The sequence below is a fragment of the Lactobacillus kullabergensis genome, from assembly GCF_003151025.1.
GTDB classification, from domain to species: domain Bacteria; phylum Bacillota; class Bacilli; order Lactobacillales; family Lactobacillaceae; genus Lactobacillus; species Lactobacillus kullabergensis.
In genome coordinates this window covers 1,611,023-1,629,438 of sequence record NZ_CP029477.1, presented here as the reverse complement: position 1 = coordinate 1,629,438, position 18,416 = coordinate 1,611,023, and the positions used below count along the sequence as shown (strand labels likewise).

At 37.6% G+C, this 18,416-nt stretch carries 8 protein-coding genes; 7 read left to right on the top strand and 1 reads right to left on the bottom strand.

Features of this window, described 5'->3' with window-relative positions; all coding sequences use genetic code 11:
* The first annotated feature begins 6 nt into the window (after positions 1-6).
* The 7 genes from metG (at position 7) to glmU (ending at position 6,916) form a co-directional block, all read left to right on the top strand.
* Complete coding sequence (metG, locus tag DKL58_RS07765) at positions 7-1,983, top strand: methionine--tRNA ligase (protein WP_109586705.1); 1,977 nt, start codon at positions 7-9, stop codon at positions 1,981-1,983.
* Positions 1,983-2,750 carry a TatD family hydrolase gene (locus DKL58_RS07760; RefSeq protein WP_045928572.1) on the top strand — a complete coding sequence of 256 codons (768 nt, stop codon included), beginning with the start codon at positions 1,983-1,985 and terminating at the stop codon, positions 2,748-2,750. The genes metG and DKL58_RS07760 overlap by 1 nt, the downstream gene beginning before the upstream one ends.
* On the top strand, positions 2,737-3,303 hold the full coding sequence (rnmV, locus tag DKL58_RS07755; protein WP_109586704.1) for a ribonuclease M5: 567 nt from the start codon (positions 2,737-2,739) through the stop codon (positions 3,301-3,303). The genes DKL58_RS07760 and rnmV overlap by 14 nt, the downstream gene beginning before the upstream one ends.
* On the top strand, positions 3,293-4,186 hold the full coding sequence (gene rsmA / locus DKL58_RS07750) for a 16S rRNA (adenine(1518)-N(6)/adenine(1519)-N(6))-dimethyltransferase RsmA (RefSeq protein WP_109586703.1): 894 nt from the start codon (positions 3,293-3,295) through the stop codon (positions 4,184-4,186). Before rnmV ends, rsmA begins: the two co-directional genes overlap by 11 nt.
* 84 nt (positions 4,187-4,270) lie before the next feature.
* Positions 4,271-4,516 carry a Veg family protein gene (locus DKL58_RS07745; RefSeq protein ID WP_034978009.1) on the top strand — a complete coding sequence of 82 codons (246 nt, stop codon included), beginning with the start codon at positions 4,271-4,273 and terminating at the stop codon, positions 4,514-4,516.
* 122 nt (positions 4,517-4,638) lie between these two features.
* The gene (gene purR, locus DKL58_RS07740) at positions 4,639-5,469 is read left to right on the top strand and encodes a pur operon repressor (RefSeq protein ID WP_045928569.1); all 831 of its coding nucleotides are present in this window, start codon (positions 4,639-4,641) and stop codon (positions 5,467-5,469) included.
* A 61-nt stretch (positions 5,470-5,530) separates the two neighbouring features.
* Positions 5,531-6,916, top strand: a complete 1,386-nt coding sequence (glmU, locus tag DKL58_RS07735; protein ID WP_109586702.1) for a bifunctional UDP-N-acetylglucosamine diphosphorylase/glucosamine-1-phosphate N-acetyltransferase GlmU — start codon at positions 5,531-5,533, stop codon at positions 6,914-6,916.
* A 105-nt stretch (positions 6,917-7,021) separates the two neighbouring features.
* On the opposite strand, the gene DKL58_RS07730 is transcribed toward glmU, so the two are convergent.
* Positions 7,022-18,298 carry an SLAP domain-containing protein gene (locus DKL58_RS07730; RefSeq protein ID WP_162542348.1) on the bottom strand — a complete coding sequence of 3,759 codons (11,277 nt, stop codon included), beginning with the start codon at positions 18,296-18,298 and terminating at the stop codon, positions 7,022-7,024.
* Positions 18,299-18,416 lie beyond the last annotated feature (118 nt).

Genomic DNA, 18,416 nt, shown 5'->3' with positions numbered 1-18,416 from the left:
ATGAATATGGCTGATAAAAAAACTTTTTATATTACAACACCAATTTACTATCCATCTGGCCGATTGACTATCGGTAATGCGTATACTACTATCGCTGCAGATGTAATGGCGCGCTACAAGCGTAGTCAAGGATACGACACCTTCTTTTTAACCGGTACTGATGAGCATGGGTTAAAAATTGAGCAGAAAGCTGAGAAGCAGGGAGTTAAACCGCAAGAATTTGTAGATAAAATGGTAGTTATTTATAAAAAGTTGTGGAAAAGCCTTGATATTTCTTATGATAAATTTATTCGTACTACTGACAAAGAGCATGTAAAAGGCGTCCAAAAAATATTTGAACAGTTGCTAAAACAGGGGGATATCTACCTTGGTGAGTATACTGGCTGGTATTCCGTAGAAGACGAAGAGTACTTTACAGAATCGCAATTGGCTGAAGTTTATAAAGACGATGATGGCAATGTGATTGGTGGTAAGGCTCCATCAGGTCATGAAGTGCAGCTTGTTAAAGAGCCTTCATACTTTTTTAAGATGAGTAAATATGCTGATAGACTTTATCAATATTATCAAGATCATCCTGATTTTATTCTTCCTCACACTCGTGAAAAGGAAATGGTCAACAACTTCTTAAAGCCAGGTCTTGAAGACCTTTCAGTTACTAGAACTACTGTTTCCTGGGGTATCCCTGTACCAAGTGATCCTAAGCACGTTGTTTATGTTTGGATTGATGCCTTATCTAACTATATTACAGCTCTGGGATATGGTTCGGATGATGATTCTCTATTTAAGAAATACTGGCCTGCAGATGTTCATCTGGTAGGTAAAGAAATTGTGCGCTTCCACACTATTTACTGGCCAATTATGCTGATGGCCTTGGGATTACCATTACCTAAGCATGTTATTGGTCACGGCTGGGTTTTAATGAAAGACGGCAAGATGTCCAAATCAAAGGGCAACGCTGTTTATCCTGAATCTATTATTAACCGTTATGGCGTGGACGCACTTCGTTACTACTTGATGCGGGCCTTGCCGTTTGGTTCTGATGGTGTCTTTACTCCAGAGGACTTTGTTGAACGGGTTAACTATGACTTGGCCAATGATTTAGGCAACTTGCTTAACAGAACTGTTTCAATGATCAATCAGTATCAAAATGGAAAAGTTGAACCCGTTGCGCAAGAGCAGGATGACTTGGGTAAGGATTTAGCCCAAACTGCAGCAGACGTCATTGCCAGCTACAAAAAAGAAATGGATACTCTGCACTTTACTCAGGCAATCGAGGATATTTGGAAGTTTATTAATCGTGCTAATAAGTATATTGATGAAACTATGCCTTGGAATTTGAATAAGGAAGGCAAAACAGCTGACTTAACTCGTGTAATGTCAAACTTAGCAGAAAGTTTGAGAATTATTGCTTTGTTGATTGCTCCAATTATGACCAGAACTCCAGTTGAAATGTTCAGACAATTAGGTCTTGACTGGAAGAACGATGAAGAAAAGAAATTTGAATTTGGTGCATGTGCTTGGAGTATTAATGTTATTTCTGATCCAAAACCGATTTTCCCAAGAGTTGAGCCTAAAGAAGAAATTAAATACATTCAAGATGAGATGGCTAAAGCTAAGCCAAAGAAAGAAAGCCGCAATGAACAAGGTAAAGATAAGGAAATTTCAATTGACGCTTTCGATAAGGTAAAAATTCAAGTTGGCAAAATTTTATCTGTTGAGCCTGTTCAAGGGTCTAAGAAACTGTTGCAATTCCAAATGGACTTTGGCAATGGTGATGAAAGACAGATTTTAAGTGGTATCCGGCAATATTATCCTAATGCCAGTGAATTATTGGGTAGAAAAGTTTTGGCTGTAACTAATCTTAAGCCGCGCAAGATGCTGGGTCATTTGAGTCAGGGTATGCTCTTGTCCAGTGAGAAAAATGGCAAAGTAAAATTAGCTTTAGTTGGTGACGAGCATGAAGTCGGGGCACAACTAAGTTAATGGAGTTAATTGATAACCATACTCATTTACAGGATGAGCCGTTTCGCGGTAAAGAAGAATTTTATCTTGAACGTGCGCAAAAACTGGGTGTGACTAAAATAATTTGTGCAGGGCAGGATCCTGATTTTAACAAGCGTGCCATTGATTTAAGTCAACGTTTTACGCAAGTCTATGCGATGGTGGGCTATTGTCCTGATGTTGCCAAAGATTATGACCAAAAAGCAGAAGATTTACTGATCGAGCAAGTGCAGCTTCCCGGGGTTGTGGCCGTAGGTGAAGTAGGACTTGACTATTATTGGGATGAATCTCCGCGTGACAAACAAAGAGAAGTTTTTGCCAGGCAGGTTGAACTGGCCTATGAATTAAAAAAGCCAGTTGATATCCACACTAGAGATGCGTTTGGGGATTGTTACGAAATACTAAAAAACAGCAATTTGGAATATGGTGCAATTTTGCATAGCTTTAACGGTGACATTTCATGGCTGACCAAATTCTTAGATTTGAATGTATATTTTTCTTATTCTGGGGTTGTTTCCTTTACTAAAGCGGTGGAGGTACATGAAGCAGCTCAAAAAACTCCTTTAGAACGGTTATTGGTTGAAACTGATGCACCTTATCTCACTCCTAAACCATACCGCGGCAGGCAAAATGAACCGGGTAATGTTTATTATGTGGCACGTGCAATTGCTGAATTAAAAGGTCTTCCGCTAGATGAGGTTGCTCAGGCAACATATGCAAATACAATGAGGGTCTATGGACTTAACTAAAAAACATTTTGATGCCGTCGTAGTCGTTGAGGGAAAAGACGATACAATTCGGCTTAAGCAATTTTTCCCAGGTATTGAAACAATTGAAACCAATGGTTCAGATGTTCCTGAAACTGTACTTGCGGAACTGCAGGAATTGGCATGCAAAAGAGAAATTATTGTTTTGACTGATCCTGATTTAAATGGTGAGCGAATAAGGCGTCTGGTGACTCAGGCGGTACCAACAGCTAAACAGGCTTTTATTACTCGTAAAGAGGCAGAGCCTCATAAAAAAGGTTCCCTTGGCGTTGAACATGCATCAAAAGAGGCTTTAAAAAAAGCTCTGAGTGATTTACATGAAAAAAAGGTGCCAAATACTGATTTAACAAGAGAAAAGTATCAAAAATTGGGTTTAGCAAGTGGCCCTAATTCACGCAAAATACGTGAAAAAGTTGGCAATAAACTGCGCATTGGTTATGGAAATGGTAAGCAGTTTTATCACCGTTTACAAACTTTTGGTATTTCACTTTCTGAACTTAAAGAAGCAGTTGAGGAGGTACAAGATGAGCAGTGAGATTCCCATTGGTTCCCCTGTTAGAACTCAGGCAATTATTAATCGCTATTTTATGAAAGCTAAAAAGAGCCTGGGTCAGAATTTTTTAGTAGACCTGGACGCTCTTCATGGTATTGTCAAAGCGGCAGCAATTAAACCCGATGACCAGGTAATCGAAATTGGCCCTGGGATTGGCTCCTTAACTGAGCAATTACTGGATGCCGGCGCAAAGGTTTTTGCTTATGAAGTTGATGAAAATCTTTTAAAAGTATTACAAAATGAATTACCGAAAAAAATAAACGGTTATCCTTTGGATCAACGTTTTAAATTAAAGATAGAGGACATACTGAAGGCTGATTTTAAGCAAGATTTGAAAGATTTTTTTGATTTAAGCAAACCGGTCAAAGTTGTAGCGAATTTGCCTTATTACATCACAACGCCAATTATTTTCTTCCTTAATAATTCTGAATTAGAATTTGCTAGTTTAACGCTGATGATGCAAAAAGAAGTGGCAGATCGTTTAAGTGCTCATTCAGGAACAAAAGAATATGGGCCTTTAACAATCGCCGTTCAAACAGAAATGGCCGTTAAGTCATTTATGACTGTAACAAGTTCTTCCTTTATTCCCAGACCAAAGGTTGACTCTAGTGTCGTGGTTTTAACACCTTTGCCCGCAGAAAGTAAAATCGATATAGCTGATTCTAAGCACTTTAATTGGGTAGTTAAGATGTGCTTTGCACAAAGGCGGAAAACATTAAATAACAACTTGAAAGCACTCATACCGAACAATGAAGATCGAACACATTTAATTAAGTCGTTAGGCGTCGATTCCCGAGTTCGTCCTGAACAGCTGACTCTTAAGCAATTTGTCCAAATTGCTGCAAGTGTCCCAGTTAAAAATTGACGAAAATATTCTGTGGTTGTTTTTAAAAAGAATTGAAAAAATAATAATAAAGTGGTATAATTCACTCCAAAGGAGTTGTTTTCATTGCCAACATCTATTATGACCATTAAGAGTAAGCTGGATTCACATTTGGGTGATTCGTTGACTGTAGTTGCAAGAGCCGGACGTAAGAAAGTTACAAAAAGACGTGGAATTTTAAAGAATACTTTTCCCGCAGTTTTTGTAGTTGATTTAGACCAAGATTCAAACAATTTTGAACATGTTTCTTATAGTTATACGGATTTGTTAACCAAAAACATTACATTAAAATTTGATAACGCTGTGCAGTAAAACTAAAGCGATATCTAAATAATACTTTTTGGCATTAACATTTGGTAAAATGTTAGTGCTTTTTTTTATGGTTGAGTGTATAGTAGTAACTGGCAAAAGACAAACAATAGGAGGGTAATTCTATGAAACGTTCAGAGAGATTAGTTGATATGACTAAATATTTGATGGAACGACCACATGACTTAATTCCGCTGCCATTTTTTGCAAAAAGATATGGTGCGGCAAAGTCTTCGATCTCGGAAGACCTTGCCATTTTGAAACACACCTTAGCAAATAATCAAGATGGTATTTTAGAAACTGTAGCAGGTGCGGCTGGTGGTGTGCGCTATATTCCTTTTTGGGGTAAAAAGCATGCTCAGAAGTATTTAAATGAACTGGCTAGTCGTATTGAAGATCCTGACCGTATTTTAGCGGGAGGTTTTGTTTACCTGTCCGATATCATTGGTAATCCGCAAGACTTAGACAAGATAGGCAAATTAATTGCCACCAGGTATGCATATTCTGACATTAATGTTGTAATGACTATTGAAACTAAGGGTATTGCTTTAGCACAGGCAGTTGCACGCTATTTAAATGTGCCATTTATCATTGCACGTAAACGTTCAAAAGTAACAGAAGGTGCGACGGTTTCAGTAAACTATATTTCTTCTTCACTTGATCGTGTTTCTAAAATGGAATTGCCAACTAGAGTGTTAAAAGAAAATTCTAATGTTTTGCTTATAGATGACTATATGATGGCGGGTGGTACTTTAACAGGAATGCAGCAATTAGTTAGAGAATTTAATGGTAATATTGCTGGTGTTTGCGTTTTATGTGAAGCAGATTTTGATGATGTTAAATTAATTGAGGGCCATCTTTCTTTAGTAAAAATTAAAAGAATTGACGACAAAAAGAAAGTCATTGTGGCAGAGCCAGGTTCGTTAATTGCGCACACCGATTTTGACCGCTTTTAGTTTATAAGATGATATACTAAAATATAATAATAATCTAGGAAAATAAAAGAGGCTAAAATTAATGAAAAAGTTTGTAATTGTTCTGGCAGCGGGCAAAGGAACCCGCATGAAATCAAAGTTGTACAAGGTCTTACACCAAGTATGCGGCAAGTCAATGGTCGAATATGTTGTTGAAGCAGCGCAAGCAATAAAACCAGATAAAATAGTTACAATTGTGGGTAATGGTGCAGAAGAAGTTAAAAAAGTGCTTGCCGCTAAGTCTGAATTTGTTTTACAAAAAAAGCAACTTGGTACGGGCGATGCAGTTTTAACTGCTGCAGATGAGTTAGCAGCAGAAAAAGGTGCTACTTTGGTAATTACAGGTGATACGCCATTATTTACAAGCCAAACTTTTCAAAAATTATTTAATTACCATCAAAGCAAAGGCAATGCGGCTACCGTTTTGACCGCTCAAGCTCCTAATCCTTATGGCTACGGTCGCATTATTCGAGACGATCAAGATAATGTTTTAAGGATTGTTGAACAAAAAGACGCCACAGCAGATGAATTAAAAATCAACGAAATTAATACCGGTGTTTTTTGCTTTGACAATCAATTGTTATTTAGTGCCTTAAAAAAGGTCGATAATCATAATGCTCAAGGAGAATATTATTTAACTGACGTGCTGGAAATTCTGCGTAACGAAGGGCAAAGAATTGGTGCATATAAAATGCCAGATTTCAGCGAAAGCTTAGGGGTTAACGATCGTTATGCTTTAGCTCAGGCCACCAAAATTATGCAAAAAAGAATTAATAAAAAGCATATGGCAAATGGCGTAACTTTCATTGATCCTGATACGGCTTATATTGATGCGGACGTTAAAATTGGCTGTGATACGCTGATTGAAGGCAATGTCGTAATTAAAGGCAATACTGAAATTGGGAGCGACTGTTTAATAACTTCTGGCTCCAGGATTATTGATTCCAAAGTTGGTAACAATGTTACTGTAACTTCTTCAACAGTTGAACAAGCTGAGATGGATGAATTTTCAGATGTTGGCCCTAATTCCCATTTGCGCCCTAAAGCAATCATAAGAAAGGGTGTCCATATCGGAAACTTTGTAGAAATTAAAAATGCTGAAATTGGTGAAAATTCTAAAGTAGGTCATTTGACTTATATCGGGGATGCTACTTTGGGTAAAGATGTTAATGTCGGCTGTGGCACTATTTTCGCTAATTATGACGGCGTGAAAAAAGATCATACTAATGTGGGTGATCGTGCGTTCATTGGCTCAGGTGCTACTTTAGTTGCACCAGTTAATATTGCTGACCATGCCTTTGTGGCAGCAGACTCAACAATTACCAAAGATGTGGCCAAATATGATATGGCGATTGCACGCGGTCGTCAGGTAAATAAACCTGATTACTGGCATAAATTGCCTTTGTCTGATGATCCGAATTGGAAATAAGATTAAAAATGAGCTGGAAGATTTTTCCAGCTCATTTTATTTACAGTATAACTAAAAAAATAGCTCCAAAGTTTTAAACTTCTGGAGCTATTGATGTAAAATTAATTATTTAAAATTAGCTTTTTTAACAAACTTATTTTTAGCAATAATATAGTATTTCTTGTTGTTTATTTTGACAGGATCGCCATAGGTTTTAACTGCTTTACCTTTCTTCAAACCTTTTTTACTAATTCGATTGCCATGTTGACTATAAATATAAGCGTTATGCTTTAATTTGATCTTTTTGGAATCGATATTAGCAGCAGAAATGAATAGACCATCTTCCAGTTCATAGAATGACCTGCCATTAATCAATTGCTTGTTAGCGGTATTTACACTTGAACCAACAAGAATTACTAACTTATTGGCACGTTTTCCTTGCTTATCATACAAATATGAATTGTGCATAATTTCTCTTTCGACTACTGGTTGTGGTTTTTCGGTAATCGGAGCTGTGGTAACAGTAGCAACAGATGCTTTTTGGACTGCAATATTTGCGGCTTTAACAAAACGGTTTTGAGCAATAATAAAGTACTTCTTGCCTCGAATGGTTACTGCACTGCCATACGTATTAATATTATTGCCTTTTCTTAACACACCAGCTTTCTTAATCCGTTTGCCATGTTTATTGTAAACATAAGCATTATGTTTTAATTTTCGGCTTGTTGAAACTACGTTGCTAGTAGCAACATAGTAGACTTGGTTCTTATTGCCCCTATCAACCAGAATGTAATAGTGTTTCCCATTAATTACTTTTGTACCGTACGAAGTAATGACTGAGCCGGCACCAAGGACAACCTTATATACACGCTTGCCATTTTCATCATATAGGTATGCATTATGCATTAGAGCTAATTCTTCGCTGTGACTTAAATCAAGTTTTGACTCCTCTTTTTCTTCTTTGTCGACAGTATTAACCGGGTTAGGGTTGAATGGAGCAGGGGCAGAGCTGCTACTAGTATTAATGTTATTGCTATGGTTATCATCATTTTCTTGACTGTTGTCGTTACTATCAAGAATATGGTCAATTGTATCAGAATCTGTACTATCGAGATAAAGTTGATTAATTGCATCATCACAGAGTTTAGTAATGGTCTGACTATCATTAACTTCAGGCTGATTAATAGCATCTTTAGCAGTATTCATATCAGTATCAATTTGGTTAATAATAGCTTTCTTTTTCTGCTCAGTGTAATTGCTAGAGGACTGAATTTCACTTATAGCTGCTTTTTGTGCCTCCGCTAGAGCCCCAGCAGCGATTGCCTTTTCACCAGCTAATTCTGTTGCAGCAAGATTATCCGCGTTGGCAGGATCATTGAGCGCATCTTTAGCATTTTCGTATGCTTGATCAACGCTAGTAGTGTTTGCTTTATCCTTAAACCTGTCTGTAAGAGCTTTAACTGCAGAATCATAGGCAGCTTTCAGTCTTTCTCCTTGTACTTCGCTATTGTTGTTTAAAACATCATCAAGTTCTTTACTATCGCTTACAATAATACTGCTTATTCTGTCAACTGCATCCTTTCTGGTAGTTTCTATTTCGGTTGAATCTTGAACTTGACTAATAGTGCCCGTTTGCTCCGAGTTGGCTTTAGCTGCTTCTTGGTCAATGCGGTCTTTTACTGCCTGTTTTTCAGTATTAGTATAATCGGTACCATCCTGATGCTTTAATTTATCAACTTGGTTTTTAGCGTTAGTAGCGGTGTCAGTGACCGAACCTTTAGCTATTTCTTTTTCAGCTGCAATCTTATCAGCTGCAATATCTGTAGGTGAATCACCATTGACACGTGAATGTTCTTTGTAGGCTTGATCAACGCTGCTGGTATCGGCATTTTCACCAAATTTTTCTTTTAGTTCAGCGACTGCTTTTTGGTGTTTATCAGCCAAATCGTTATTAGCCTCTGCTTTAAGTAAACTAATGGATTCATTTTTGGCAGCATTACCAGCGCTGTCAATATCTGCTTTGACGGTTTCTGTGATTTTATCAATCTGGTTCTTTTTGTCAGTTGTATCGCCTTTAGGAGCATTAACTGCATCAATTTTATCCTTAGCCTTTTGGCTATCATCTTTAATTTGCTCTTTCAGCCGGTCTTTTAATTCAGTAGATAATTTATTATTACCGTCAATTTCCTTAGCAACTTTATCAGCTTTTTCGTCAATGTCAGCTTTAGCATTTTCCTTATTGATAATAGTCATAACCTCATCATAAGCGGCACTGGCAGTCTGGATGTTTTGAGCTTCATCAATAGCTTTTATTTGTTCATCAATGTGATCTTGCACTTCTTGAGCCAGTTTATCTTTTAATCTGTCTTTTAATGTCTTGTAGGCGTTTTTGATACCAGTCACGCCATCAGCACCTGCAAAAGCATTTTTTTGCTCATCATTAAACCATTCTGGTTCAGTGCCGGTTTCAGGTTTAGTTAACAGACGATCAATGTTTTGACCAATGGTTGCTTCATCTGGGATGTCGCTAATTGCTGTAGTCTTTTCTATATCCTGGAAACTCTGTTGATAAGCATCATCAATTGCAGCTTTAGCTGCCTTCTTCTGCGCGGCAGTTAACTGAGACTGATCAATTATATTATGGGCCTTAGTTTGTTTATCCTTTAGAATACCTTCAGCTTTTGTCTTTTGACCAGCTAGGGCAGCTTGATCTTTAATAACACTAAACTTGTCAACTGCTTGATCTCGTTTGCCATTTATTTGGTCTTTAGCCTCTGTTTCAGATTGTTGAACAGAATTAATGTCAGTTTTTGCTTGTTCAACAATAGTTTTAATTTGGTCTTTCTGCTTTTGTTGCTCCTCTGGTGACAAACCTGATTTTTCTATTGCGTCATTTGCTTCTTTTTGAGCTTGTTCGACTTGAGAGATTGCCTCTTGTTTAGCTTTGACTATTTCGGCTTTTTCTTGCGCAACTTGGAAAATACGGTCGATTTCTTTTTTACCGAAATTAGGAATTTCATCCTGTTGAGCTTTACCTTGTTGGGCATTTTGAGCTTGTGCTAGTGCATTTTCGTAAGTATTATCAAGTTTAACACCCGCAATCTTATCTATAGTTCTATTGACGGCTTCATCAAGTTGCTTTTGCAGTCCTTCAATTTGGTCTTGCTCTAGGTTAGTTGCCACACTGGCAATTTCACCTTTATTTTTAAGGTATTCCTTAAACTTGTTAATCAGATTGTTTTTTTCCGCAGTAAGTTGACTAGGCAACTTGGCCTGATCAATATTTGTTTTGGCATCTTGTTCTAACTGCGACAGCTTATCTCTTGTACCGGCATAAATTAAACTAATAAAGTTATTTAAAACTCGTTCAATATCTTTATATCCGCTAGCGACATCATTACCGGCTAAGTCTAAACCATCAATATCAGTTTTGGCACTTGCAGCATATTCCTTCAGACCCTTAACTATTTGATTTTTATTATCAAAGTCATCACCTAATTTGCTAATTGTGGCAATGCCCTCACTTGCCGCTGTTTGAATTTGCGTAATAGTGTTTTGTTTATTATTTCTAGCGGCAATAATATTAGCAGCAGCTTTCTTTTGTTCTTGGTCTATTTGGGCTTTCATTTTGTCAGCGACAGCGCTGTCTTCAGTTTTATCAGCTTTAGCCTTAGCGCTAATGGCAGCAGTTTGTAGATCGTTTAGGGCTTTAGTTAAGGCTTCTTCTTTATCAATATCACTGCCAATGTTGTTAAGAGCAGTCTCACTTTTACTTCTGGCATCATTGATTTTATCCAGATGAGTGGCGGCAGAAATTTCGGCTTTAGCTGCACTTAAAGCGTCACTAATAGCCTTACTTAAGTCATCATATTGATTTTGATCAATTTTGTTATGCAAACGGTCATCGTTTAAGCGCTGGCTCAGCTTTTTAGCCTGCTCAACCAGTGAGTTGTAAGCGGCATTTTGTTCCTGCAGTAAAGCTGCGTTTTCTTTAGCATTTTGTACAATGCCAGTAATGGCATTTTCAGCGCCTTGTTTGACTTTTTCTACCTCGTCTGGACTTTGCGCCTTGTTAATATTTTGGATAGCTGTCTCTTTATTTGAATTGATTAAGTCAATTTGCTGGGCTTTCTCAGTATCACTTAGAGCTGACTGTTCGATCTTCTGGATATCAGTTGCAGCTGTTTTGGCAATATTTTCTAAATATTTATTAGCATTATTCTTAGCAGCTTGTAATTGAGCAGCGCTTAAAGCTTTGTCAATGTTGATAATACCAGTAGTCTTAGCGGATGCAATGTCGTCTGTTGTTTGCTGACCGTTAACCTGACTGACGGCTTTATTTTTGGCAGCAGTTGCCTGACTCGTATACTGAGCTTTTTCTTCAGCACTTAAGCCTGTAATTTGATCAATTTGAGCTAAAATTCCCGGAGCACCAGGATTATTAGTTTGACCGTTTAGTTCCGCTGTCAATGCTTTAATTGCTTCGTCTTTAGCATTTTTTATTTTGGCAGCATCATTAGAATCTGCTGTAGTCTTAATTCCTTTGATGTGATTAATGGCAGAATCTCTAATGTTCAAAACAGTGCTACTATCCTCAGCAGCAGTAATGGCTGAAGCGGCATTCTCTAGAATAGAATCAACACTGTCTTGATCCTTTTTATCTTTTAAGTTGTTTTTGATTTCGTCTGCGACATCTTTAATAGCTTTTCTGGCCTGTGCTTTGGTGATTGCTAAGTTACCACTTGCTTCCGCTTTATTGATTGCATTAATGGTATCAGTAGTGATTTTATTAATACCATCTTTTGTCTTGCCATTTTGTAATTTACTCTTGGCATCCGCAACAGCCTGATTAATATCAGAGATTGCCTGATTATATTGGGAACTAGCTTCTTCTTTTTCTTCAGCGCTTAGAGTGTCATATGAAGATTTTAATCTGCTAATTGCTTCTTGAGCAGCTTGGTTAATAGCCTCTTCGCTGTGATGTTTAGCATTCTCCAAATCAGCTGTCATAGCTGTGGCTGCAACCTGACCAATAGCATCTTTACCATCATTTTTGGCTTTATCTACGGCATCATTATTTTTTTGCAATTCAATATTTTGCTTAGCTTTAGTTCTTTCATCGTTGATTTTTGCAATGGTTTGAGTTTTATCCGCGTCAGACATCGCAGATTGATTAATGGTAGAAATTGCTTGATTAGCCTGCTTGTCGACTTCTTGCTTAGCATGATCAATATTGGTATCAAGGCTTTGCGCATCCCTAACAACTGTGTTCATATTATCAATGCCTTGCTGTTTTTCAGAATCGACTTGAGCAGCAGGAACATTCTTTACTTTAGCAACTGCATCATTATAGTAATCAGTTAACTGTTTAATTAATCCGTCTTTAGTAGTGCTGTTAACATTTTGTAAGTTGGCAATTTGATTAGAAACATCGGTGCAGGTGTTCAACAATTCTTTAAGGGCAGCGCTTCTACTTGATTGCAATACAACGTTAGCAAGAATTTTATTTAAAGCCTCCCGACCGGCGTTTGTTGCAGTAGCAATTTCATCTTGAGAATGAGCATTTTGAATATCAGTTTTGGCTGAAGTTAAAGCAGAATTAATTTCGTCATAGTAATCACCTTTTTCTTTGCCGGAAAGGTTAGGATCTTTTTCGATACTTGTCCGAATTTTCTCTGCTAGAGCATTTAAGCCAGTGTCTTTATTGGTTAAAGCATCATCTTTTTGTTGCTCTAAGTATTTTGCTTCTTCACTGGCAATACTGCTAGCAACGCTGGCCATAGCAGCAATGCCGTTATCCCTATCTTTAGCCACTTGTTCAGCAGTCAAGTCGTTGTATACTTTGCTGGTTGCCGTTTCATAGAAGCCATTAATTTTGTCTGTTAGTGCGTCTTTTTGCTCGCTATTAATTTTATTATCGGTAAAAGCCTGATTAATAGTATCTAAGTCTTTTTTCTTCTCATCTTGCAACGCTATATTTGCCTGAGATTTTGCGACTATTAATTGACTAGCCGCCAAATCCTCATTGATACTGGTTTTACCAGCTTGTCTAGCGGAATTAACACCATCATTGTCTTTAGCTGCATTAATTGCTGCTTTGGCGTTAGCTAAGTCTTTATTAATAGTTTCTTGAGAATGTTGTTTATCTTCTGGACTTAAAACAGTATCGTCAAAGTCGTCAATTGTACTTAAAGCGTTATTAGCTGCTTCTTCAACTTCCTTGATTGCATCTTGACGCTGCTTATTTAAATTATTAGAGCCGGTATTAGCAGCATTTTCTTGATAACCAGTAATATTTTTAATAGCATTGTCTCGATCTGTTTCAATTGCATTTTCATCTTCATCTTGAGTGATTTTAGCAACACTTGCAGCAGTTGCAGTATTAATTAGTTCTTGATATTTGGTTTTTTCCTCGTCACTCAGATTTTTATTATTTGTAATCGTAGCAATGGCTTTGTCTTTTGCATCCTGAATTGCTGCAATAGCTTGATTACGTCGACCACTTAAGTTTTGCTCATCAAGTAAATTGTTTAATGCGGCAGTGCCTTCTTTAGTAGCTGTATTAATATCAGCTATAGTTTCGGCATTATCAATGCGGCTATTATAGCCTTGACTTCCGGTAAGCAATTCACTGGCTTTATTGGCAGCATCGTCTTTATTCTTGGCCGTTAAATTAGGATTATTCTGAATTTTGTTAAAAATGTCTTGTTTAACTGTTTCCAGTTGCTTTTTAGCAGCAGCCTTATAAGCACTCAAAACGTTCTGCTTACCGTCAATAATATCCTGGTTAATAGCGGTAAGTGAGTCATGGCTAGCAATCGTGTTGGTAGCATTAGTGACCGCGTTATCAATATTAGACTCTTGCTCAACTCCTAAATTGTTTTTAGCTTCAGTTGCATCTTGCTCAATTTGCTTTTTAGCAGCAGCCTTATAGGCATTTAAAACGTTCTTTTTACCATCAATAATATCTTGGTTAATAGCGGTAAGTGAGTCATGACTATCAATCGTGTTGGCAGCATTAGTGACCGCGTTATCAATATTAGTTTCTTGGTCAACCCCTAAATTACTTTTTGCTTCATCTGCGTCTTGTTTAACTTGCGCTTTAGCAGCCGTCTTATAAGCGTCTAAAACATTCTTTTTACCATCAATGATGTCTTGTTTAATATCGATAAGTGAGTCATGGCTAGCAATCATGTTAGTAGCATTAGTGACCGCGTTATCAATATTAGCTTCTTGGTCAACCCCTAAATTGTTTTTAGCTTCAGTTGCATCTTGTTCAATTTGCTTTTTAGCAGCAGCCTTATAGGAATTTAAAACATTCTTTTTACCATCAATAATGTCCTGTTTAATATCAGTAGCAGAATTGTGACTGTCAATCGTGTTACCGGCATTGGTGACTGCATCATCAATATTAGTTTCTTTAGTTACTCCTAAATTGGTCTTAGCAATATCTGCATCTTGTTTAACTTGTGCTTTAGCATTTTCTTTAAATGCGTTTAAGATATTTTCTTTAGCTGTTTTTTCTGCTTGGACAATATTTTGACTACTTGCAGCATTATCTTCAATTTTATCAATTGCCGCTAAGGCATCTGTCATGGCGGTTTCGGCTTGGCCAACTTGACCAAGGACATTCTCGTAACCCTTAGTATAGTTGGCAATTTCAGCTTTAGCAGCAGCTTTATTGATTAAACTTTCAGCAGCAGCTTTTCTCTTATTGATAATTTCGTCATCATCAGTGCTGTAAATAGATTTACTGGTATCACCAGTTGTAGTTGTCGTATCAGCAACCACTTGCTCTATTTCATCAAGATATTGTTTTTGTTCATCCGCTGTTAAATCAGAATTTTGAATCCGTTCTTTAGCCTGAGCAGCTGTCTCCTTAATATCTTTTGCTGCTTGGTCTTTTACTTTATCCGTATGTGTGCCATTAATCTTATCAATACCATTGTTAAGATCATCTTTAGGATTATTGCTGTTAATAATATCTTTGATAGCTTGATTTAAAGCATCTTGAATTTCAGGTCGATCATCACCATACTGTGCTATTTGCTTTTTAGCAGCAGCTTCTAATGCTGCAATTGCATCAATAGTATCTTGCACACTTGGGAGTAGAGCTTTGGCTTCTTTTTGATGGTTATCAATAGCTTTTTCATTATCGTCTTGATCAAGATCACCGTCAGGAGCAACAATTTCTTTTGGCCGCTTGAGCTTGTCTTTTATACCGTTAATTAACTCGTCTACCGGTGATTTAACATTCTCATCCTTTGAGACTGCGTCAATAGCATTTTCGACTTTTGTAATTGACTGGTTAATATCAGTTTTTACATTATCTCGGTAATCTTTTCCTGCTTGATTAATGGCATTAATACCGTCATTAACAACCTGATCGATGTTGGTAGCGTTTGTTTCCGGAGCATCAACAGTGCTTATTGCCTTATCTTTTGCTGCATTTATTTTTTCTGTCTGTGAAGGAAACTTAGAAATTTGCTCATTAGCCTGGCTAGCTAACTTATCTTTTGCATCCTTTTTGGCATTTTCATATTCTGCTTGACTTTGGGCTGTTTGTACAGCCTTTTCTACCAAGTCTAAAACGGTCATTTTTCTATTATTTACTTCGCTAATTGCAGTCTTGGAAGGTTGCACCCCGTAAACTGATTTGCCGGAATCATAATTGCTGTCCCTACTATTTGCAGCATACTTAGCGGCTTCATTCAGTGCGTCAGTGAATGCTTTTTCCTGATCTGCAGTCAAACTACTTGGCTTATTGGTTTTAGCAGCATTAATAGCAGCTATAATTGCCTGAGCGGCTTCTTGTTGTATTGCACTAAATGGTTTAATTCCCAGACTAACTATAGTAGGTCGGTCGCCACTGGCAATGTCTAACGGACTATATTCAATGAAGTTTGCATGTGGAGTTAGTTGAATTGTGGCGTCTTTAGCCATCCTGGTAGTAATTTCGGCAGGAATGGTAATGGTGAAGGTGCCATCAGGAGCAACTTTAGCGGCAAACTTGGTAGGTAATGCTGCCAAGTCATTTCCTTCACCGCGATAAGTATCAACTGTTTCAGCGTAGGGATTAGCGATTGTTGAATCAATAACAGCTTGACCATTTCTGTATACACCACTATCTTTAAACCTGGCTAAAATATAGGCTTCAGTGCCACCGGGTAAGATATTTTTAAAAAAGCTGTCACTATCTGGGCCGTCTTTTGCAGGATCATAGTATAATACATGGCCTTTGACCAGCTTGGAACCATCGTCTTGATTAGTTACCGTCACATCTTCTGGGTCAATGTCTAAGAAGCCACTTTGATTGGCTGGCGTAAATCTGATGTTATTGTAGCCTGGGTTGCTTTTACTGGAAAAAGCTGCTTCCACGATAGCCTGAAAAAGTTGGTCATAGCTTTGATGATTGTAAGCTTGCAACAATTCCTGGAAGTTTTTAGGTGCTTTACTAAGAATAGCGCTAAGCTGGGGGCTATCTTTTTTGACTTTTTCTAAGTCGAAGATCCTTTGACCGTTTAATACTTCCAGTTTGTTAACTGCGACAGTTTTAGCAGTTTTTTCGACTTGTAAAACATGAAAAGGCGGCAAGACTAAGTTGCTGCCAAGAGCGGATCCATTTAACAGTTCACCAAGGTTTAAGTACTGGCGAACATTTGTGACCGTGATTTTATTATCGCCGATAATGCTGGTGCGGTCATTGTTATTCAGATGGGCGTCCAACACAAGAGAAGTAGGGTTATTAACAATCAGTTGCCCGGTATTGGCCACATCAACCAATTTTATTGCACCAGTACCGGCATCACCTACTAATTGAATTTCAAAGCCGCCGTTTTGCACGTTAGCTTTACCGTCAATTTGCACTAGCGAACCAGTATAATTACCCATGTTCTGTCCAGTAATCTTAAGAGCACCGCCAGAGTTAATAGCAAAATCGCCCCCAATATAAATCAGGTTTTGCTTATTTTTAGTTGAAATATTACCATTCGTGTTAACGGTAATTGCACCATTTTTGCTAATATTTACCTTTGAATTGGCGTTGTTTAAATAAATGGCTCTGGCCTGGCCATTATTTTGCTTGCCCGCATACTTAATTCCTTCACTTTGTCCGATGTTAATGTTCACCTGACCGTGAACAGTTACTTGCGCATCGTCACTAATGAAAATGGCACTGACTGGATTGCCGTGTTCACTGTTATTAGCACCATTTGAGCCATCGTACGTCTTAAGTGGGGTCAGGTTAACAACTGCTCCTTGTTCAACATTTAAAGAGTTGCCTTCTCCTCTCATTTCAATCAAAGTTCCGCCAAATGTTGAACCGTCAAAGTGGCAACCTGCTTTAAAAGTAATGCTGTTATTGCTACTGGTAAATTCTAAAAGTTGCTGATTATTACCGTCAAACCAACCGCCAATATTGCTTGGAATTTTGACAGTTTCCGCGTGAATTTGACCTTCAAAAATAATGTCAGTATTATTTTTGGTATATGTTAATTGTGAACCATAAAAATCAATATTTCTAAAAGTGATTTTAGCTGTTTGTCCTCTAGTCATATTATAGGTATCCGCGACACCATAGTAGTCGGTACTTTTAAGTATTAAGTTTTCATAAGTAATATCTAAAGAAGAATTACCGGTAAGAGTAGGGTGGTTACTCTTGAAATCAAGAGTATATTTCGCATTACCTGCAGACTTAATTAATAATTTTCTACCTTGAAAAGCCTGGCGATTATGACCTGTCTCTTTGTCAGCACTAATATTATTGGTGATATCAATCTCGCTTACATTACTATCTGCTAGAGCGTTAATAAAGTCCTTCCAGTTACCCACGCTTCTTCTTTTTTCGCCAACATCTCTTAAATCTCTATTGGTGATTTTAGCAGTTAAACTGTCTTGCTTTTGCTCAGGTTGAACACTATCCGAAATATTAACTACGGTAGAATCAACCATTTCATCTTGGCTTTTTTGCGCATTATCGTTTTGCATATTGCCAGTGACAGAATTCTGTTTGTCATCTTTAACCGCGTTGGTGTCTTCGCCGTCCGTTTTGACCTCTGCATTACTTTGCTCATTGTTGCTGCTATTTTCCCTTAAAAAAGAACTTAAGCCAGAAAACGTTCCTAAATTGGGTTCGCTTTCTGGCTTAGTGGTTTTGGTTATATTATTAGTAGCAGTAGTTGAATTTTGAGCAGCATCATCCCTAGGGGTGGGAGTGGGAGTTGCCTGAGCGTCAATTTTTGCTGTTACTTTTGACTTTTTGCTTATTTGTTGGGGTGGAATAACAGTATCAGCACTAACTGTTTTACTGCTAAGTCCTAGGTAAGTAAAGCCAAGCAATACTGAGGCAGCGCCAATACTCAATTTACGAATTGAGAAATGGTCTTGCTTAGCTTGCATTGCCATTTTTTTCACCCGTTCATTGTTATTATTCTTTCCTAACATAACAAATGTCCTTTCTTATTTTCAACTACTATACAATTATCAATTTAATAGATGCTTATATAAATGTCAATTATTGCGA